Source organism: Microbacterium sp. 05N427, from assembly GCF_056397105.1.
The window spans coordinates 197,103-216,812 of record NZ_JBFTMT010000002.1 but is presented as its reverse complement, the minus strand read 5'-3'; the positions used below and the strand labels follow the sequence as shown (position 1 = coordinate 216,812).

The following is a 19,710-nucleotide window of genomic DNA, read 5'->3' as shown; positions in this document are numbered from 1 at the left end:
GATGCGCGCCCACTACACAGATCTCTGGCAGGCCGTCGCGCGCGCCCTGCCCGACCGCATCGCGATCCTCACCCCGCAGGACACCTGGACCTACGAGCGCCTCGTCCGCGAGGCCGGCGCACTCGCCGGCACTTTCGCACGGCGGGGCCTGCGCTCCGGCGACGTGGTCGCGATTCTCCTGCACAACCGGCCGGAGTTCCTCATCACGCTCTTCGCGTGCCTCGCGACCGGCCTCATCCCGGTGCCGGTGAACTTCCGCTTCCGCGCCGGCGAGATCGCGACGCTCCTGGACGACTCCGGCGCCTCAGCGATGGTGCATCCGACCTCGCTCGCCTCGATCGCCCGGGATGCGGCCGCTCAGGCATCCGCCGACGTGCTGCTCGTGAGCGTGTCGGACGACGACGGGGACGCTCCTGGACTTGCCTGGGCCGACGCCATCGCCGAAGAGGCGCCCCTCCCTCCGAGGGCACCGGAGGGCACGGAGCTCTGGATCTACACCGGGGGCACGACGGGGCAGCCGAAAGCCGTGCGCTGGGCGGAGCTGGATCTCTTCGAGGGCCAGATGTTCCCCACCTACTCGATGTGCGCCCTGCCGTGGCCGCGCACGAGTGAGGAAGCGCTCGCGATCGCGATCGATCCCGCGGGTCCGCATCCGGTCACACTCCCTCTTGCACCGCTCATGCACGGCACCGCACTGACGATGTCGATGAACACGTTCACTCTGGGCGGCACGGTGCTGCTCACCTCCTCCGCACGCCTGGACGCGGAGAGCGCGCTGAGGTTCGCCGGTGCGCATGGTGCGACCCGGATCATCGTCGCAGGCGATGCCGTCGCCCTCCTCCTCGCGGAGGCTGCGGAGCAGGCCGGCGGAACGCTGGGTGCCGTCACGTCGATCATGAGCTCCGGCATGCGCTTCAGCCCTGACACCAAGCGCCGACTGCACACCCTCGGCCCGCTCACCATCTTCGATCTGCTCGCCTCGTCTGAGGGCGGCGGCCTCGCGGTGACCGTCACCGCGGGCGTGGCCGATCTGCCTGGCCGGCCGCGGCTGCTCCCCACCGCGGTCGTCCTCGACCAGGACTTCGCCGAGATCCAGGATCGGCCTGGGGCACTCGGCGTCCTCGCCCAACGTGGGGCGCTGCCGCTCGGATACCACCGTGATGAGGAGAAGACCAGAGCGGCGTTCCCCGTCATCGGCGGGGTACGCCATGTGATCCCCGGCGACTGGGTGCGCGTCGAGGACGACCGCCACGTCGAGTTCCTCGGGCGCGGCAGCGCGGTCGTCAACACGGGCGGCGAGAAGGTCTACCCCCTCGAGGTCGAGGAGGCGCTCCTGACGCATCCCGCGATCGCCGACGCCGTCGTGCTCGGCGCTCCCGACCCGCGGTTCGGGGAGATCGTCACCGCGGTGGTCGAGCGCTCTGGCGAGGTCACCGCCGAGGAACTGCTCGCGCACGTGGACGGCCTCCTGGCCGGGTACAAGCGGCCACGGCACATCCTGTTCCGTGCGTCGATGGACCGGACGCCGACAGGGAAGGTGGATCTGGTCCGCCTCCGCGAGGAGATGATCCGCGCCCGCGGAGAGGGAGGATCCGCATGACCGCCCTCGGGAGCATCACGGCGATCGACACGCACGTGCACATCCAGATCGATGACACCGGCCGATTCGGCGCCTCCGCCGAGCAGCGCGAGGCCATGGATCGCTATTTCGGCACCACGGACCCGGCCAAGACCGTCGATGAGACCGCCGCCTACTTCCGCGAGCGCGACATGATGGCGGTCGTGTTCACCGTCGACGCGACGACGAACACCGGTCACGCGCCGAACAGCATCGACGACATCGCCTCGGGCGCGGCGCGCAACCCTGACGCACTGATCGCGTTCGGATCCGTGGATCCGCTGCAGGGGCCGGCGGCGCTGCGCGAACTGGACCGACAGGTCTCGCAGCTGGGCGTCCGCGGTTTCAAGTTCCATCCAACCCTGCAGGGGTTCGACCCGTCGGCGACGGAGTTCGATCCCCTCTTCGGGGCGATCGAGGATCTCGGGCTCCCCGTCGTCGTGCACACCGGGCAGACCGGCGTGGGCGCGGGCGTCCCCGGCGGCCTCGGGCTGCGGCTGGGTCTGTCCAACCCGATCCTGCTGGACGATGTCGCGGCGCGGCATCCCCGCCTGCAGATCGTCATGGCCCATCCCAGCGTTCCCTGGCAGGACGAAGCGCTCTCCGTCGCGACGCACAAGGCCAATGTCTGGATCGACCTCTCGGGATGGTCACCGAAGTACTTCAGCGCCGGGCTCGTACGTGCGACCCGCACCTATCTGCGGCACAAGATGCTGTTCGGCTCCGACTTCCCCGCCCTGACGCCCGACCGCTGGCTGAGCGACTTCGCGGCGCTGGAGATGCCGGAAGAGGTGGAGCGCCTCGTGCTGCGGGAGAACGCGATCCGCCTGCTCGGCCTCGACGGCGGAGTCGCCTGATGGGCATTCCTCACGGCGACAGCGCTCCCGCCCTGCACATCGAAGGGCTCAGCGTCCGATACGGACGATCCATCACGGCTCTGCGAGACATCTCGCTCACCGTCGCGGACGGCGAAGTCGTGACGCTGATGGGATTGAACGGCGCGGGCAAGTCCACCCTCGCGCGGGCGGTCACCGGACTCCTTCCCGCGCAGGGCGGGTCGATCTCCGCGGGCACGATCACGAGCCTCGGGGCCCCTCTGACGCGTCGCTCCCCCCGCGCCATCGTGCGCCATGGCGTCGCCCAGGCGCTCGAAGGGCGACGGATCTTCGGCGCGATGACCGTGGCGGAAAATCTCGACATCGGCGGGACCACCGTGGGCGCGAGCGAACTCAAGGCCAACCGCAGCCGCATGATGGACCTGTTCCCCCGTCTCGCGGAGCGGCAGGATCAGGCGGCGGGCCTGCTCTCCGGCGGAGAGCAGCAGATGCTCGCGGTCGCCAGGGCGCTCATGTCCTCGCCGCGGCTGCTCATCCTCGACGAGCCGACGCTCGGCCTCTCCCCCAAGCTCGTCACCCACGTGAGGGACACCATCCGCGCCATCCGGGCCGCGGGGGCGAGCGTACTGCTCATCGAGCAGAACGCCACGATGGCCCTCGCCGTCGCCGACCGCGGCTACGTGATCGAGCACGGCCGCATCGTCCACGAGGCCGCGGCCTCGGAGCTGCGAGCCGACACCGGCCTCCAGCGGCTGCTGCTCGGTCTGGGATCGGAGGACGTCGCATGACCACCCCTGCCGCACCACTGCTCGAGGTGCGCGACGTCGAGCTCCGGATCGGCGGCCTGCACATCCTCCGCGGGGTCACCTTCGACGTGCGCGAGAACGAGTTCTTCACCGTCATCGGTCCCAACGGCGCGGGGAAGACCTCCCTGCTGAACGTCCTCAGCCGCATCTACCACCCGACCGCCGGATCCGTCGTCTTCGACGGGCAGTCCCTGCTCGACGTGCGACGCACCGGTCTGGCCGACCTGGGCATCGCCCGCACCTTCCAGAATCTCGCGCTCTTCGAGCACATGGACGTCATGGACAACGTCGTTCTGGGCCGCCAGCGCCTGATGCGGTCCGGGGTGCTGACCGGCGCGGTGTGGTGGGGCCGCGCCCGCCGTGAGGAAGCGGAGGCTCGCCAGGCGTGCGAGCCGCTGATCGACCTGCTGGGGCTCGGCGACTTCCTGAACCGCCCGATCCGCGACCTTCCCTACGGCATCAAGAAGCGCATGGAGCTCGCCCGCGCCCTCGCCGTCGAGCCACGCCTGCTGCTGCTCGACGAGCCCGCCGCAGGGATGAACGACGAGGAGACGGACGAGCTCGCCGGCTGGATCCTCACCGCCAAGCGGGAACTGGATCTCACGATCGTCATGATCGAGCACGACATGGGCATGGTCACCCGCCTCGGCGACCGCTCGCTGGTCCTCGACTTCGGAACCGTCGTCACGATCGAATCGCCCCGCGCGGCGATCGCGGACCCGCGCGTCATCAGCGCCTACCTCGGAGATGAGAACGAGGAACCGGAAGATCCCACGGCGACCGGGAACATCGCGCTCAGCATCCCTCGCAGCAAGGACCGGAAGGAGAGGCGCGCATGACCGAGTTCCTCCAGACATTGACCTCCGGCATCGCGCTCGGATCGCTGTACGCCGTGCTCGCTCTCGGGTTCGTGATCGTGGCACGGGCATCCGGCATCCTGAACCTCGCGCAGGGCAGCTTCGTCGTCCTCGGCGCCTACCTCGCCTATGCGCTCATCCATCAGGCCGGCCTGCCGTTCTGGGCGGGTGTGGTCGTCGCGATGGCTGTCGTCGCACTGTTCGCCGTGCTCCTGGAGGCGTTCGTCCTGCACCGCGTCAGCGATCACTTCGCCGCGCTTCTGGTCACCTTCGGAGTGACGATCGCCGTCGCGCCCGTCGTGACGGGGATCTGGCCGGGCGACTCCCTGAACCTCGGCGATCCGTGGGCGCTGAGCGTGCTGCGGATCGGCGGCATCGGCATCACCGCACGTGATGCCACGCTCATCCCGATCACCGCGGTGCTCCTGCTCGGGTTCTTCCTGTTCTTTCGCTATACCCGCATCGGGCTCAGCCTGCGCGCGACCGCGATCGACAGCGAAGCCGCCATGGCACAGGGCGTCAGCACGCGGTTCGTCTACGGCATCTCCTGGGGAATCGCCGGAGCCCTCGGAGCCTTCGGCGGGGTCATGCTCTCGACCACCGTCGGCGGCGGCGTACGCCCGGGGCTCGAGGTGTACGCGTTCCTCGCCCTTCCGGTCATCATTCTCGGCGGGCTCGAATCGCCGCTCGGAGCGGTCGTGGGAGGCCTCATCATCGGTATCGTCCAGCAGTTCGCCGTCTCCCTCGTGCCACAGAGCTGGGGTTCGGGATTCTCCGAGGTCGTGCCGTATCTCGTCATGCTCGCGATCCTGCTCATCCGCCCCGCCGGATTGTTCGGCCGAAGAGAGGTGCGCCGCGCATGACCACCACGACACCCGGATCCGTCCTCGCACCGCGCACGCGGGCAGGCGCCCCACGACTCTTCGACACTCCGATGAGGAAGATCCTCGCGATCGTCTTCCTCGTCGCGATCGTCGCGATCCCGCTCAACGTCGCCGACAGTTACATCCTGACCGTGCTGACGACCGCGGCCATCGCCGCGATCGCCGCGACCGGACTGAACCTCCTCACCGGATATGCGGGGCAGATCTCCCTCGGGCACGCGTTCTTCGTCGGCGCCGGGGCGTTCTGCGGGCAGGTCCTCGGAGGCCAGCTCGGCCTGCCCTTCCTGCTCTGGCTCCCCCTGGCCGCGCTGTTCGCCGGCGCGCTCGGAGCGGTCGTCGCACCCTTCGCCCTCAGGCTCAAGGGTCCGTATCTGGCGATCGTCTCGCTCGGGCTCGTCTTCATCGGCATCTACGCGGCGCGGAACCTGCCCGCCCTCACCGGCGGCCTCAACGGCACCGTCGTGACGGCACCGGTATCGATCGGCCCGCTGGACTTCGCCGCACTCAGCGTCGGACCCTTCCTGCTCTCCCGCGAGCAGGGCATGTTCATCCTCTGCTGGCTGGTCCTCGCGCTCATCCTCCTGGCGACCGCCAACATCGTGCGCTCGCGGTCGGGCCGCGCCATGCAGGCGTTCCGGGACCACGACCTCGCCGCCGAGGTGCTCGGCGCGCGGCGGCTGCCGACGATGATGAACGCGTTCGTCGTCTCCTCCGCGTTGGGCGGCCTGTCCGGAGGACTGCTCGGCGTCGAGCTGCAGTACATCCGTCCCGAGAACTTCGGCCTGGACCTCTCGATCCAGTACGTCGCGATCGTGGTCATCGGAGGACTCGCGAGCATCTGGGGTCCGGTGCTGGGCGCTCTCTTCATCGGGCTGGTCCCCGTGATCGCGATCCGGCTCGCCGACGTCCTGCCCTTCATCTCGAAACCCGGCGAGCAGGGCGGCGTGAGCGTGTCCGGCTTCGGACTCATCGTCTACGGCGTCCTCATCGTCGTCTTCCTCCTCTTCCGGCGCGGCGGCCTGATCTCGTTCTTCCGCCGTCCGGAACGGCGACGCCCTGCGGCGTCGACCAAGACGCAGGCCGTGCCCGCGGCCTCGCCCCCCGAACCCGCACCAGGGATCACGACACATGAGAAAGGACACAGCCTGTGAGAAAGAGAACTCCCGGCGCCATCGGCATCGTCGCCGTTGCCGCGCTGCTACTCACGTCCTGCGCCGTTCAGACCGCTCAGAGCGGCGGTTCCACCACCGCCTCCACGACACTGGCAGCGGTGCCAGGTTTCAGCCTGTCCGACGGCGTCATCCACGTCGGCGAGATGACCGCGCTCAGCGGTCCGATCGCGCCCTCGGCGAATGAGCAGGTCGCCGGGCAGCAGGCGTACTACGACATCGTCAACGCGAAAGGCGGCATCGCCGGTAAGTACCCGGTGAAGGTCATCACCGCGGACAATCAGTACAACCCGCAGCTCGCCGTCCAGGAGTACCAGCGGATCAAGGACCAGGTCGTCATGCTGTCCGGCATCCTCGGCGACGCCTCGACCGAGGCCCTGCTGCCGATCCTGAAGCAGAACAAGGCCGTCGCCCTCCCCTCGACCCAGAGCTCGCGCTTCACCGCGCAGGAGAACCTGGGCATGACCTTCACGTCCTACCAGTCGAATGTGTGGAACGCGCTGTCCTACCTGTTCGAGAAGGGCAGGATCAGCAAGAGCTCCACCGTCTGCTCCATGGTCCAGGCGGACCAGTCGGGGCAGGCCCGCCAGGACGCGCTCGAGCACGCGGGCAAGAAGCTCGGCTTCACCGTGGGTCCGAAGACGGAGTTCGCGCCCACGGACACCGCGTTCACCGCGCAGATCCAGACGCTCAAGACCGCGAAGTGCGACCTCGTGGTCTTCGGCGGCGCCAACGGCAACGTGCCCAACGTCGTGGCGGCGGCGACCCAGCTCGACTACGCGCCGATCTGGGAGACCGAGTTCTTCTCGATCGCCCAGTCCTTCAAGGACACGGACATCGCGACCTACCTCAAGGACAACTTCGTGGTCACCGGCCTCGCCGGAGACCTCGACGACACCTCGATCGAGGGCATCAAGCTACTGACCGACAAGCTCGGGAAGACGCCGACGATGCAGAACGTCTACGGATTCATGCAGGCGATCACCGCGACGACGATCCTCGAGAAGGCCGTCCAACTCGGCGATCTGTCGGGTCCCGGCCTCATGAAGGCCATGGACGGGATCGAGAAGATCGAATACCTCGGCTTGAACGGCGACATGACCTACGGCCCGGTCGCGAAGCGTCTGCAGCCCGATACGTCATCGATCTTCTCGTACGATCCGACCGCGCCGGGCAGTCTCAAGGCGCTCACGGCCCAGTACGTGGCGCCGAAGGGGCGCGGCCCCGGGTTCTGAATCTCAGGCGAAGGGCCCGTCCGCGTTCACCGCGGGCGGGCCCTTCCTCGTGCGCCGGGAGGTCAGTCCATCGTGCGCAGGAGGGCGATCACCCCGTCGAGGTGAGCGCGGGTGGCCGCCTCAGCAGCGTCCGGATCCCCCGCGAGGACGGCATCGATGATCGCGGCGTGCTCCGGCGCCGAGGTCGCGGCGCGGCCCGGCAGGAATCCGAGACGGAACTGGTGCCGCGCTGACTGCGCCTGCAGCCGCTCCAGCAGCAGCGTCGCCGTCTCGTGGCCGCTCAATGAGCGCAGGAGCCGATCCAGATCCTGATTCAGGCGCGAGTATCCGATGAGGTCGCCCGTCGACACCGCGGTCTCGAGTGCGGCGCAAAGCGTGCGCAGTTTCTCGGCGCCGTCCTCCGTGAGATTCTCCGCGGCCTTCCTCGCACACAGCGACTCCAGTCCGACGCGCACCTCGACGATCTCGATCGCCTCGCCGATGCTGATCGCACGCACGCGTGCCCCGCGGTTCGGGAGCCGCTCGATCAGCCCTTCGCCCGCAAGGGTGAGCAGTGTCGTGCGCACCGACGCACGGGTCGCGCCGTACTGAGCGCTGAGGTCCGCCTCGACGAGACGCTGATGCGGCGCGAACTCCGCATTCAGGATCGCGTCTCGCAACTGCGCGGTCAGTTCGGGGCGCGCACCGGCGCCCCGCTCGGCTGCCGTCATGACTCCACGCTCCCGCCCGCGCCCGCCATGGCACACGGCGACCCGCTTCGCCCCGAAGACTATCGTTCGGGGCGAAGCGGGAACGGGCCGGGGTCAGCGTGTTCCGATGTCCTTGCGCCGACGACGCGCTGCCGTCAGGAGGAGCAGACCGGCCAGGATCCCGCCCGCGGCGATGAGCGATACGAGCAACGGTCCCTCGGATCCCGTCGCGGCGAGCCGGCCGGACGCGCCGGTATCGGCGGCAGAGCCGGTTGAACCGCCGGGTGCTGGCGTCGAGCTCGGCGTCGGCGAGTCGCTCGGGACGACGGTCGGCGAGGGGCTCGGGCCGGGACCTCCTGTGCCGCCCGGTTCCGTCGGCACGCCGGGTGCCTTGCGCGTAATCCGTCCCTCGATCACGGGCGCCACCGGACTGTGCGCCACGATGTAGTCGCTGAGCATCTCGGTCACGCCGGGGTACTCCGCGAGGACCGTTCCGCTGAGGGCGCTCGCCGCGCCGGTGGTCGTCACCACCGTGTAGCTCGCATCGGGCTCCAGCGGCTTCCCGCCCACCTTTACCTGATGCACCTTGGATGTCGCCCCGTCCGGATCCAGGACGACCGACAACCCGGTCACCTGAGCGAAGGATCCGGACGGCGTCGGGTAGCTCGCATAGAGCGTGTTCAGGAGGCGGAGCAGCTCGGAGCCGGCGAGGACCTTCTTCGTGACCGCGGTCGGGGCCCGGGACAGCGTGAGGACGTCTCCGCGGGTGATCGGTCCCGGCTCCTGGCGTCCGCCCACGTATCCCGCGGGAAGCAGCGTGATCTCCGCGCCCGTGGCTGCGGTGATCGCGTCCGCGAACATGTTCCCCAGCGCCGTCTCCTGCGTGCGGACGATGTCGCGGGTGCCTTCGAGCAGCACGGAGGTGCTGCCGATCGGCGCGGCGAAGTACGCCTCCGACACCGTCCGGAACGCCTCCACCGCGGCCTTGGTCTCCGCCTTCTCCGGGACGTTCGCCACCTCGCTGCGCGAGACCAGTCGCGCGGCCGCGCTCGTCACCTTCCCGTCCACGATGCCCAGGTCCACGACGCCCAGGTTGCGCCCGAACTCTCCTGTCTGCACGATCAGGGTGCCGTTCTGCAGCCGTCCCTGGGGCAGCGTGCTGTGACTGTGCCCGTCGATGATGACGTTCATGCCGGTGACCGCGTCGGCCACCTTCAGGCTCGTCATCGCGGGATCCTGATCGCCCAGATGCATGAGACCGATCACGAAGTCCACGCCCTGCGCGGTGACCTCGTCGACGAGTGCCTGGGTCGTGACGATCGCGTCCCGATAAGCCACGTCCTGCGACCCCATCGCCGCAGAGGCGGGCGCGGTGATCCCGATGACCCCCGCCTTCATGCCGTTCGGCAACGTGACGATCGCGTACCCCGGCAGCACCGCCTGCCCGGTCGCCGAGTAGACGATGTTGCCGGCCAGCATCGGGTGGTCGAGGCGCGACGCGAGCTCCCGGAGATAGGCCGAGCCATAGGAGAACTCGTGGTTGCCCGCGGTCATCGCGTCGATGCCCAGAGTGTTCACGATCGGCACGATGCTCGACCCGCGGTCGATCGCCGTGTACTTCGACCCGGAGAACGTGTCGCCCGCGTCCAGGAACAGAGTGTTCGGGTTGTCGGCCCTCAGTTGATCGACGTAGCCGCCGATCCTGGCATAGCCGATCTCGGTGGCGGTCTCGAAGACGTTGCCGTGCACGTCGTTCAGATGCGCGATCGACACGGTGCCGGTGAAACCGGACGCCGCGTACGCGGGGGGCGCGAGCGCGCCGCCCGCCCCCAGTCCGAGCAGGGCGGTGAGCCCGAGGACCAGGACTCCATGGATTCTTCTCGTACGCTTCATCGCGTTCTCTTCCCCAAGGAACGGATCCTCCTCGCTGAGGATCCGGGATGGTACGGACCGGGCCGCGGGATGCGGCCGGTCGCGGATTCGCTCGGACGCAGTCAGCGTTCGAGCACGACGGCGAGTCCCTGCCCGACGCCGATGCAGATCGCCGCGACGGCGACGCCGCCACCGCGACGGGCGAGCTCGTGCGCGGCGTGACCGATGATCCGCCCGCCCGAAGCGCCCAGCGGGTGCCCGATCGCGAGCGCCCCGCCGTGCCTGTTGACCTTCTCCGGATCCAGTTCCGGCCAGCCTTGGATGCACGCGAGCGTCTGCGAGGCGAAGGCCTCGTTGAGTTCGACCACGTCGACGTCGGCCCAGGTGCGGCCCGCCCTGGCGAGCGCCTTGTTCGCGGCTTCGATCGGCGCGATCGGGAAGTCGTCGGGGTCCACTCCGTGCGCGGCCCGCGCGGCGATCCGGGCCAGCGGCTCGGCGTCCAGGACTCCCTCCGCGCCGATGAGCACGGCGGAGGCTCCGTCGTTGATGGGCGAGGAGTTCCCCGCCGTGACCGAACCGTCCGCAGCGAAGAGCGCCTTCAATCCGGCGAGGCGCCGCACCGTGGTGTCATCGCGGATGCCCTCGTCCCGGCCCAGCTCCGCGCCGGGGACCTGGACGATCTCATCCGCGTAGACGCCCTCGGCCCACGCCGCAGCAGCGAGCCGATGCGAGCGCACGGCGAAGCCGTCCTGCTCCTCGCGCGAGATGCCGCGCTCGCGGGCGATCTTCTCGGCGGACGCACCGTTGGAGATCGTCCAGTGCGCGGGCAGACCAGGGTTGACCATCCGCCAGCCGATCGCCGTGTTCCACAGCGTCTGGTTGCCGACGGCCGGCCACGCCTTCGCCGACTTCTCCACGACGAACGGCGCGCGGCTCATCGACTCGACGCCACCGGCGAGCACGATGTCGGCGTCGCCGGCCTCGATGGCCCTCGACCCCTGCACCACGGCCTCCACCGACGATGCGCAGAGACGGTTGACCGTGGTCCCGGTGACCGACGTAGGAAACCCTGCGAGCAGCGCGGACATGCGCGCCACGTTCCGGTTGTCCTCGCCCGCCTGGTTCGCGTCGCCGAGGATCACATCGTCGATGTGGGCGGGGTCGAGCCCGGTGCGCTCCACGATCGCCCGCAGCACGACCGCGGCCAGATCATCCGGACGCACGCCCGACAGCGCTCCCCCGGCGCGGCCGAACGGCGTGCGGACAGCGTCGTAGACGAACGAGGCGGTCATCGCAGCACCAGCCCGGTGATCTCGGCGAGCTCCGCGATCGTGGCGCCGAACGTCTCGCGGACGACGAGGCCCTCCGCGGTCACGTCGAACACCGCGTGGTCCGTGTAGATGCGGGTCACGCATCCGACGCCCGTCAGCGGATAGGTGCACCGGGGCACGAGCTTCGACGCCCCGGAGCGCGTCAGCAGATCCGTCATCACATACACCTGCTTCGCGCCGATCGCGAGATCCATCGCGCCGCCGACGGCGGGGATGGCGTCCTCCGCGCCGGTCGACCAGTTCGCCAGGTCACCGGTCTCGGAGACCTGGAAGGCACCGAGCACACACACGTCGAGGTGACCGCCGCGCATCATGCCGAAGGAGTCCGCGTGATGGAAGTATGCGGCGCCCGGCAGCGCCGTGACGGGCTGCTTTCCCGCGTTGATGAGATCGGGATCGATGTTTCCCTCGACCGGGGCCGGACCCATGCCCAGCATCCCGTTCTCGGTGTGCAGTACGACCTCCCGCCCTTCGGGGAGGAAGTCCGCGACCAGGGTCGGCGCGCCGATCCCGAGGTTCACGTACGAGCCCTCGGGGATGTCCGACGCGATCCGCGCGGCCAGTTGCTCCCGGCTGATCCTGGTCACGAGGCCGCCCTGCCTTCCCGGTCGACGCCGCCGACGAAGACGCCGTCGTCGAGCCACGCCCGCTCCCCCACGGCCACCACCCGATCGACGAAGATGCCCGGGGTCACCACACCCTCGGGATCGAGAGCGCCGAGCGGCACGATCTCATCCACCTGTGCGATGGTGGTCGTCGCCGCCGCGGCCATCACCGGCCCGAAGTTGCGCGCGGTCCCGCGGTAGACGAGGTTGCCCCAGCGATCGCCCTTCCGTGCCGACACCAGGGCGTAGTCGGCCCGGATCGGGTGCTCGAGCACGTACTCGCGGCCGTCGATCACCCGGTGCTCCCGTCCGTCGGCCAGATGCGTGCCCACCCCCGTCGGCGAATAGAACGCCCCGATTCCGGCGCCCGCCGCGCGGATCCGCTCGGCGAGGTTGCCCTGAGGCACGAGTTCGAGCTCGATGCGCCCTGACCGGTACAGGCCGTCGAACACCCCCGAGTCGGACTGCCGCGGAAACGAGCAGACGATCCGCCGCACCCTGCCCGTGGCGAGCAGCGCCGCCAGGCCGGTGTCCCCGTTGCCTGCGTTGTTGTTCACGATCGTGAGGTCTCCCGCGCCCTGCTCGATGAGGGCGTCGATCAGCTCGACCGGCTGCCCCGCTCGCCCGAAGCCGCCGATCATCACCGTCGCGCCGTCCGGGATGCCGGCGACCGCCGCGGCCGCGTCCCGCACCGTCTTGTCGATCACGGCGCCTCCTCCGCGAGGACCCCTGCGGCTATCCGGAAGGCGGTGTTCGCCGCCGGCACGCCCGCATACACCGCCGACTGCAGGATGACCTCGCGGATCTCGGCGACGGTGAGCCCGTTGCGTCGCGCAGCGCGCACGTGCATCGCAAGCTCCTCGTCGTGGCCCAGGGCGATGAGGCTCGACAGCACGGCGATCGAGCGGGACCGGCGATCGAGCCCAGGCCGGGACCACACGTCGCCCCACGCGACCCGCGTGATGAAGTCCTGGAAGTCGGCGGTGAAGTCGGTCGTGCTCGCGATCGCACGCTCGACGTGCGCGTCCGAGAGCACCTCGCGCCTGACGGCCATGCCCTGCGCGCGGCGTTCCGCATCGGTCTGTCCGGTCATCTCGGGGTCCTCTCAGGGATAAGGAATCCGCCCAGCAGCCGGATCACTGCGGCCGGGTCGTCGACGGGCGCGAGGTGCGATGCGTCGGGGATCCCGACCGCGCGGCCCGCGCGCACGCCGTCTGCGACCTCGCGCGCCGAGGCCTCGGGCGTCACCGCGTCGTGCGCACCCCAGACCGCCAGGACCGGAGCGGCGATCTCGCCGAGACGTTGTCGCACGTCAAATGCGGCGAGGGCCTCGCACGCCAGGGCGTAGCTCTCGTCATCGGTGTTCTGCAGCGTGTGCAGGAGGCGGCCGACGAGGTCGCGATGCTCCGCGACCGAGCCGGGCGCGAACCAGCGCTGTGCGGATCCGACGACGAGCGAGGAGGTCGATTGGGCGCGCACCTGAGCCGCCCTGTCGCTCCATCCCTGCGGCGTACCGATCACGGCGCCGGAGCAGAGGATCGCGGCGCTGCCGATGAGCTGCGGGTGCCGCAGCAGGAGCTCGAGCCCCACGGCGCCGCCGAGGGAGACGCCCGCATAGTCGAACCGCCTCACCCCGAGGCTGTCGGCAAGGGCGAGGACGAGGGCATCCGCGAGGTCTGCGACAGAGAACGGCTCCAGCGCGGGCTCTGAGGCCCCGTGACCGGGCAGCTCCCATGTGATGACCCGATGGTCCTGGGCGAGAGCAGGCAGCACCGCTTCCCAGAGGATGCTCGTCGTCCCGAGAGACGGACCGAGGACGAGCAGCGGAGCGTCCTCGGGTCCGACCGCCGCCGACACCGCGACCTCGATCATCGGATGCCCTCGTCTCGGGCGGCGCGGACGGCCTCGTCGACGAGGGCACCGGAGCGCCCGGTGTACCGGGCCGGATCCAGCAGGTCGTCCACGTCCAGCTCCGCCGTCTCAGGCAGCGCGCGCAGCAGTTCAGCGAGTGGTTCGCCGGCCGCGGCCCGGTCGATCACCTCGGCGAACCGGGCGGCGCCGAGGCGGGGCTTCAGGACGAGGGCGAGGCGTTCCGACACGATCAGCCCGTCGCTGAGTGCGAGGTTCGCCCTGGCGCGCTCCGCATCGAAGGTCAAAGCGGCGCACAGGTCCCGTGTGCGCGCAGCCGCGCCGACGAGCAGTCGCAGCAGCTCCTGCAGCGCCGGCCACTCGGCGTGCCAGGCGCCGTCCGGGCGCTCGTCGCCGGCGAGGCCCGCAGCGAGATGGAGCTGCCCGATCAAGGCCGGGGCGCGCATCGCGGCCGACCGCACGAGCACGGCGTCGACCGGATTGCGCTTCTGGGGCATCGTGCTGGATCCGCCGCCGCGCGAGACGGACGCCTCCGCGATCTCGGGGCGGGTGAGGCTCACGACGTCCGACGCGAGGGCGCCCATCGCCGCGAGCGCCGCGCCGGCGGCGTGCGCGAGACCGAGGATCGGGTACCGGTCGGTGTGCCATGGCGCGGGCGGCGCTGCGAGGCCCGTGGCCGCCGCGAAGGCGGACGGCAGCCGCGTCGCGAGCTCGGATCCGAACAGCTCGACGAAGGACGCCTGGGTTCCCGCGGCTCCGCCGAGCTGCGCGGGCAGGGCCGCCGCAGTGTCGAGGAGCATGCGGCGGGCGCGCACGAGGGCGCGCAGCCGGCCGGCGATCCGCGCCCCGACCGTGATCGGGACAGCGTGTTGTCCGAGGGTCCGCGCGGCGGCCGGATCGTCACGATGCGTGAGCGCCAGCGCGACGAGGTCCGACGCCGCGGCGGCGACTTCCTCGACGGCCGCGCCGATGCCGTCCTTCGCGACGAGCATGAGCGCGGTGTCGAGGATGTCCTGACTCGTCGCGCCGCGATGGATCCAGCGCACAGCGTTCGCGTCGTCGGTGCGATGGCGCAGCTCCTCGACGAGGGGCACGACCGGGTTGCCGGTCTCCAGAGCCGACGACGCGAGCGATCGCACGTCAGGTCGGAACCCGGGCGCGACCTCCGCGGCGAGAGCGCGGGGCATGACGCCGAGCTCGGCGTAGGCCGCGAGTAGGCCCCGTTCCGCTCGCACGAGCGCGGAGGCGACGTGCGCGTCGCCGGCGATCCCCGCCCCGCCGTCAGGGCGCGCTTCGGCGGCGGAACCGGCGAGCACCGGATCCAGAAGGCCGAACACGCCCGACCGGAGCGCGCTGTCGGTCGCGTCGTCAGTAGGCAAGGAACACCGTCTCCCGATCCCCCTGCAGCCGGATGTCGTGGCGCAGGCTCCCGTCCGCCTCTCGGGTCGCGACGAGGGTCGCGCGCTCCTGCGTGGACAGCGACGCCAGGAACGGATCGCCCTCGGCATCGGGCAGGTAGATGCGGGTGTGCAGCTTGTCGGGCAGCCCTCGCGCGTAGATGATCGCCGCGAAGAAGGGCGCGCCGGGTCCCGATGGCCCCGGCTCGCGGGTCCAGAACTCGTAGCGGCCGTCATCCGTCGTGAAGGAGCGGCCGAATCCGGTGAAGGTGTGGTCGTCGCGGCGGAACGCACCGCGAGCGCGCGAGACCGTGCCGTCGGCGTCGGCTCCCCAGATCTCCACCATCGCGTCAGGGATGGGCGCGCCGGCCCCGTCGTACACCGTGCCCGAGAGCACGATCGAGCCCGGGCTGTGCGGGAAGACGACCTCGTGCATCCGGTCGTACTCGGTGCCGTAGGCGAAGAACGGCCCGACGGTCTGTCCCGCCGTGGGCTCGAGACTGGGCTTGAGGGTCGGGTCGAGAGTCACTGGTCCTCCTCCTGCTCGGACCACGTCGCATCGGGTCCGCCCACGACGATGTCCCAGCGGTAGCCCATCGAGAACTCCGGCACCGTCGCGTCGTGGTCGTACGCCGCGATCATCCGCTCTCGATCCGACGCGCGCCGGATCGAGTTGTAGATCGGGTCGAGGGCGAACAGCGGATCACCCGGGAAGTACATCTGGGTGACGATGCGCTGGGTGAAGGCGCGGCCGAACACCGAGAAGTGGATGTGCGCCGGGCGCCACGCGTTGACATGGTTCTTCCACGGATACGGACCCGGCTTGATGGTCGTGAAGAGGTACTCGCCGGCCTCGTTCGTGATCGCCCGACCCGCACCCGTGAAGTTCGGGTCGAGAGGCGCCGGATGCTGATCGCGCTGGTGGATGTAGCGCCCGGCGGAGTTCGCCTGCCAGACCTCGATCAGCTGGTTCGCGAGCGGCCGGCCCCACGAGTCCAGCAGCCGGCCCCGCACGGTGATGCGCTCCCCGAGCGGCTCCCCGATGTGCTGCAGAGTCAGGTCGGACTCGATCGCGGCCACGTCGCGCTGCCCGAAGGCGGGCGAGAGCAGTTCGATCGTCTCAGGATCGACGAGTTTCGGATTCTTCGTCGGGTGGCGGAGGATGCTCGACCGATACGGCGGGAAGTCGTGCATCGTGCGAGGCAGCGACTCGCCCGCCGCCTCGCGGCGCGTGTACTCGGCGTGCGCGGTCTGGATCTCGGCGGTGATCTCCGTCTGCGTGACCTGGTCGGGCGCGGCGAGCAGCGACTCGGGTGCCGCGGCGGTGTCGTACATCGTGGTCTCCTTCGACCTTTTGGGAACAGCAGAATCGTGCGTCGCGGCTGCGCTGCGTGGTCACGGATTCTCACCCAATGGGAATCGGCTCCGAGCAGTGGCATCCTGGATCCATGGCGAACTCCCCCTCCGGCGACTCGGTGACCGACCGGCTGCTGCGCGTGCTCGAGACGTTCACCCCGACGCGCACCGTGCAGACGGCCGCCGAGATCGGGCGGAGGGCAGGCCTGCCCACCTCCACGGCGCACCGCATGGTGGGCGAGCTCGTCGACGCGGGTCTCCTGGAGCGCGATGAGGATCGGCGAATCCGCATCGGCATGCGGCTGTGGGAACTCGCGACCCGCTCCTCGCACGCGCTGCGGCTGCGCCAGGCGGCGATGCCGTCGATGGAGCGCGTGCAGAGCCGGCTGCGCGAGCACACGCAGCTCGCGATCCTGGAGCAGGACGAGGCGCTTTTCCTGGAGCGCCTGTCCGGCCCGGAGTCCGGCGCGAACGTCACACGGATCGCCGGCCGTCTGCCCCTGCACGCCTCATCCTCCGGTCTCGTTCTTCTGGCGTTCGGCACGCGCGACCTGCAGGAGCGGATCCTCGCGGGACCGCTCGTCCCCGTCACAAGAGAGACCATCACGGAGGCGGGAGCGCTGCGCCGCGCGCTCGCCGACATCCGGCGCCTCGGGCACGTCGTCGCGCCCGGGTACATCGAGGACGTGTCGACCGGGGTCGCCGTGCCGATCCGCGATGAGACCGGTGCGGTGATCGCCGCCCTCTCCGCCGTGCTCCCCCGCGACGCGCAGACCGACATCGCGCTGTACGAGCTGCACGCTGCGGCCCGCGACATCGAGCGGTCACTCGGCTTCCGTCGCTGACCTCCAAATCCCGTTCAACGGGAACGGTCGGCACAGACCGCGGACCGGACCGGGTGAGCGACAAAGGCAGCCGAGCCGAGTGGGTCGCCCCAAGTTCCGAGTCGTCCCCACCAGCGCACGCCCTGGACTCCGCTCACGGGGACGACCCGAGGGTGGTTGCCCCGACATACCGAGTCGTCCCCACCAGCGCACGCTATGGGCTCCGCTCACGGGGACGACTCGGAGGGGGTGACCCGGGGGTGGGCACGGGGACGGCCCGGAGGGGGTGGGCGGATGCGGGAATGGGGCGCTCGGGCGCGCATGTGGACGACGCTGAGGTGCTCATACGAGCGACGGGAGAAAGTTCACGCGCGCTTTGTTGTCGCCGTCATCCGGGCGTGGTTGCATCGGTCCTCATGACAGATGAAACACATCTCCACCGCCACGCCGACGCCCCGCAGCCCCGCTGGTGCTCGTGCGCCGTCCCCGACGACGTCGAGCAGGAGCGCCGCTCAGGGCTGAGCCGGCGCGGATTCCTCACCGGCGTCTCCGCGGCGAGCGCCCTCGCCGCGGCGGGCTGGGTCGCCACCAGCTCGGATTCGGCGTCCGCAGCCGCGGGCGGTGTCGGCAAGTCCGTGACGATCACGATCATGGGATCCTCCGACATCCACTCGCACGCGGTCAACTGGGACTACTACAAGGACGCGGAGTACTCCGACAAGGCCGGCAACGTCGTCGGCCTTGCGCGCGTCTCGAGCGTCGTGAACCAGATCCGCGCCGACCGCGGACGCGACCGCACGCTGCTCTTCGACGCCGGCGACACGATCCAGGGCACCCCGCTCGGCTTCTACTACGCGACGGTGGATCCGATCACCAAGAGCGGCGCGATCCACCCGATGGCCGCGCAGATGAACGCGATCGGCTACGACGCCGTCGCCCTGGGCAATCACGAGTTCAACTACGGCCTCGACTTCCTCGACACCTGGATCTCCCAGATGAAGGCACCCGTGCTCGGTGCGAACGCCGTGCGGGCGGGGACCACCGTGCCCGCGTACACGCCGTACACGATCAAGACGCTGCACCCCAAGGGCGCCAAGCCGATCCGGGTCGGCGTGCTCGGCCTCACCAACCCGGGCATCGTGATCTGGGACAAGGCCAACGTGAGCGGCAAGCTCGAGGTGCTGGACATCGTCGAGACCGCGAAGCGCTGGGTGCCCGTGATCCGCGCCCAGGGCGTCGATCTGCTCGTCGTGAGCGTGCACTCCGGCGACAGCGGCACCTCGTCCTACGGCAGCGACCTGCCCAACGAGAATGCGGCGGGGATCCTCGCCGAGCAGGTCCCCGGGATCGACGCGATCCTGTTCGGGCATGCGCACAAGGACATCCCGCAGCGCTTCGTCGCCAACGCGACCACCGGGCAGCAGGTCGTGCTCAGCGAGCCGATGTGCTGGGGCCAGCGGCTCAGCGTGTTCGACATCGAACTGCAGCAGGTCAAGGGCCAGTGGACCGTCGTGTCGAAGAAGGCCACGAACGTCAACACGAACACGGTTCAGGACGATCCGGCCCTCGTCTCGCTCATCAAGGCGCAGCACGACGCCGTGGTCGCGTACGTCAACAAGCCGGTGGCGAACTCCACCGAGGAGCTGTCCGCCGCCGAGTCCTGCTGGAAGGACACCGCGATCCTCGACTACGTCAACAAGGTGCAGGTCGACACCGTGGCGCAGGCCATCGCCGGCACCGCGGAGGCGGCGCTGCCGATCGTGTCGATCGCGGCGCCCTTCAACCGGCAGGCGACGTTCCCGGCCGGAGAGGTGACGATCCGCGACGTCGCGGGGCTGTACATCTACGACAACACGCTCATGGCCTCGGTGCTCACCGGTGCGCAGATCAAGGACTACCTGGAGTACTCCGCGAAGTACTTCCAGCAGGTGGCCCCCGGCGCGCCGGTGGATCCGGCGAGCTGGACGAACGCGCTGAACACCCCGGACTACAACTACGACCAGTTCTCGGGTGTGACCTACGACGTCGACATCGCGCAGCCGCAGGGATCCCGGATCCAGAACTTCTCCTGGAACGGCGCCCCCGTCGACCCTGCGCAGAAGTTCGTGGTCGCGGTGAACAACTACCGTCAGTCCGGCGGCGGCGGCTTCCCGCACATCGCGACGGCGCCCGTCGTCTACAACGCGCAGGTCGCGATCCGCGAGGCCATCGTGGCGTACGCCTCGGCGGCGGGCACGATCGATCCGAAGGACTTCCACATCCTGAACTGGCAGCTCACGCGCGCGGGAGCCCCGGTCTTCTGATCACCCACCGACGCCCCTCCGTCCCGATCTCGGGGCGGAGGGGCGTCGTCGTTCCCGCA

At 69.9% G+C, this 19,710-nt stretch carries 19 protein-coding genes; 9 read left to right on the top strand and 10 right to left on the bottom strand.

Going from position 1 to position 19,710, the window contains the following annotated elements; translation table 11 throughout:
- The first annotated feature begins 1 nt into the window (after position 1).
- Genes AC1DG4_RS03635 through AC1DG4_RS03605 form a run of 7 tightly spaced genes read left to right on the top strand, consistent with a single transcriptional unit; the run spans position 2 to position 7,405 of the window.
- Positions 2-1,600, top strand: coding sequence for an AMP-binding protein (locus AC1DG4_RS03635; RefSeq protein WP_477380484.1), 1,599 nt, complete (start codon positions 2-4; stop codon positions 1,598-1,600).
- Positions 1,597-2,475: an amidohydrolase family protein gene (locus AC1DG4_RS03630; protein ID WP_477380486.1), complete on the top strand. Its 879-nt coding sequence runs from the start codon at positions 1,597-1,599 to the stop codon at positions 2,473-2,475. The genes AC1DG4_RS03635 and AC1DG4_RS03630 overlap by 4 nt, the downstream gene beginning before the upstream one ends.
- Positions 2,475-3,242 (top strand): ABC transporter ATP-binding protein, encoded by a 768-nt coding sequence (locus tag AC1DG4_RS03625; protein ID WP_477380488.1) that lies wholly within the window; start codon positions 2,475-2,477, stop codon positions 3,240-3,242. The genes AC1DG4_RS03630 and AC1DG4_RS03625 overlap by 1 nt, the downstream gene beginning before the upstream one ends.
- Positions 3,239-4,099 (top strand): ABC transporter ATP-binding protein, encoded by an 861-nt coding sequence (locus tag AC1DG4_RS03620; RefSeq protein ID WP_477380490.1) that lies wholly within the window; start codon positions 3,239-3,241, stop codon positions 4,097-4,099. Before AC1DG4_RS03625 ends, AC1DG4_RS03620 begins: the two co-directional genes overlap by 4 nt.
- Positions 4,096-4,980, top strand: a complete 885-nt coding sequence (locus tag AC1DG4_RS03615) for a branched-chain amino acid ABC transporter permease (RefSeq protein ID WP_477380492.1) — start codon at positions 4,096-4,098, stop codon at positions 4,978-4,980. The genes AC1DG4_RS03620 and AC1DG4_RS03615 overlap by 4 nt, the downstream gene beginning before the upstream one ends.
- Positions 4,977-6,152, top strand: coding sequence for a branched-chain amino acid ABC transporter permease (locus tag AC1DG4_RS03610; protein WP_477380494.1), 1,176 nt, complete (start codon positions 4,977-4,979; stop codon positions 6,150-6,152). The genes AC1DG4_RS03615 and AC1DG4_RS03610 overlap by 4 nt, the downstream gene beginning before the upstream one ends.
- The gene (locus AC1DG4_RS03605) at positions 6,149-7,405 is read left to right on the top strand and encodes an ABC transporter substrate-binding protein (protein ID WP_477380496.1); all 1,257 of its coding nucleotides are present in this window, start codon (positions 6,149-6,151) and stop codon (positions 7,403-7,405) included. The genes AC1DG4_RS03610 and AC1DG4_RS03605 overlap by 4 nt, the downstream gene beginning before the upstream one ends.
- Positions 7,406-7,467: 62 nt before the next feature.
- On the opposite strand, the gene AC1DG4_RS03600 is transcribed toward AC1DG4_RS03605, so the two are convergent.
- From AC1DG4_RS03600 to pcaH, 10 genes are all read right to left on the bottom strand, one after another.
- Positions 7,468-8,115, bottom strand: a complete 648-nt coding sequence (locus tag AC1DG4_RS03600) for a GntR family transcriptional regulator (protein ID WP_477380498.1) — start codon at positions 8,113-8,115, stop codon at positions 7,468-7,470.
- Between the two features lie 93 nt (positions 8,116-8,208).
- A complete protein-coding gene (locus AC1DG4_RS03595) occupies positions 8,209-9,987 on the bottom strand; it encodes a bifunctional metallophosphatase/5'-nucleotidase (RefSeq protein WP_477380500.1) in 1,779 nt (592 codons plus the stop codon).
- 101 nt (positions 9,988-10,088) lie between these two features.
- The gene (locus AC1DG4_RS03590) at positions 10,089-11,258 is read right to left on the bottom strand and encodes a thiolase family protein (RefSeq protein WP_477380502.1); all 1,170 of its coding nucleotides are present in this window, start codon (positions 11,256-11,258) and stop codon (positions 10,089-10,091) included.
- A complete protein-coding gene (locus AC1DG4_RS03585) occupies positions 11,255-11,884 on the bottom strand; it encodes a 3-oxoacid CoA-transferase subunit B (RefSeq protein ID WP_477380504.1) in 630 nt (209 codons plus the stop codon). The genes AC1DG4_RS03590 and AC1DG4_RS03585 overlap by 4 nt, the downstream gene beginning before the upstream one ends.
- Positions 11,881-12,609 carry a 3-oxoacid CoA-transferase subunit A gene (locus AC1DG4_RS03580; RefSeq protein ID WP_477380506.1) on the bottom strand — a complete coding sequence of 243 codons (729 nt, stop codon included), beginning with the start codon at positions 12,607-12,609 and terminating at the stop codon, positions 11,881-11,883. Before AC1DG4_RS03580 ends, AC1DG4_RS03585 begins: the two co-directional genes overlap by 4 nt.
- Positions 12,606-12,995 carry a 4-carboxymuconolactone decarboxylase gene (gene pcaC / locus AC1DG4_RS03575; protein WP_477380508.1) on the bottom strand — a complete coding sequence of 130 codons (390 nt, stop codon included), beginning with the start codon at positions 12,993-12,995 and terminating at the stop codon, positions 12,606-12,608. Before pcaC ends, AC1DG4_RS03580 begins: the two co-directional genes overlap by 4 nt.
- On the bottom strand, positions 12,992-13,774 hold the full coding sequence (locus AC1DG4_RS03570; RefSeq protein WP_477380510.1) for an alpha/beta fold hydrolase: 783 nt from the start codon (positions 13,772-13,774) through the stop codon (positions 12,992-12,994). The genes pcaC and AC1DG4_RS03570 overlap by 4 nt, the downstream gene beginning before the upstream one ends.
- Complete coding sequence (locus AC1DG4_RS03565) at positions 13,771-15,150, bottom strand: lyase family protein (RefSeq protein ID WP_477380512.1); 1,380 nt, start codon at positions 15,148-15,150, stop codon at positions 13,771-13,773. The genes AC1DG4_RS03570 and AC1DG4_RS03565 overlap by 4 nt, the downstream gene beginning before the upstream one ends.
- Positions 15,140-15,697, bottom strand: a complete 558-nt coding sequence (gene pcaG, locus AC1DG4_RS03560; protein WP_477380514.1) for a protocatechuate 3,4-dioxygenase subunit alpha — start codon at positions 15,695-15,697, stop codon at positions 15,140-15,142. Before pcaG ends, AC1DG4_RS03565 begins: the two co-directional genes overlap by 11 nt.
- Positions 15,694-16,503 carry a protocatechuate 3,4-dioxygenase subunit beta gene (pcaH, locus tag AC1DG4_RS03555; RefSeq protein ID WP_477420369.1) on the bottom strand — a complete coding sequence of 270 codons (810 nt, stop codon included), beginning with the start codon at positions 16,501-16,503 and terminating at the stop codon, positions 15,694-15,696. Before pcaH ends, pcaG begins: the two co-directional genes overlap by 4 nt.
- A gap of 113 nt (positions 16,504-16,616) precedes the next feature.
- Here pcaH and AC1DG4_RS03550 point away from each other — a divergent pair, with 113 nt between their 5' ends.
- Positions 16,617-17,369, top strand: a complete 753-nt coding sequence (locus tag AC1DG4_RS03550) for an IclR family transcriptional regulator (protein WP_477380518.1) — start codon at positions 16,617-16,619, stop codon at positions 17,367-17,369.
- A 395-nt stretch (positions 17,370-17,764) separates the two neighbouring features.
- Positions 17,765-19,651 (top strand): bifunctional metallophosphatase/5'-nucleotidase, encoded by a 1,887-nt coding sequence (locus AC1DG4_RS03545; RefSeq protein ID WP_477380520.1) that lies wholly within the window; start codon positions 17,765-17,767, stop codon positions 19,649-19,651.
- Positions 19,652-19,710 lie beyond the last annotated feature (59 nt).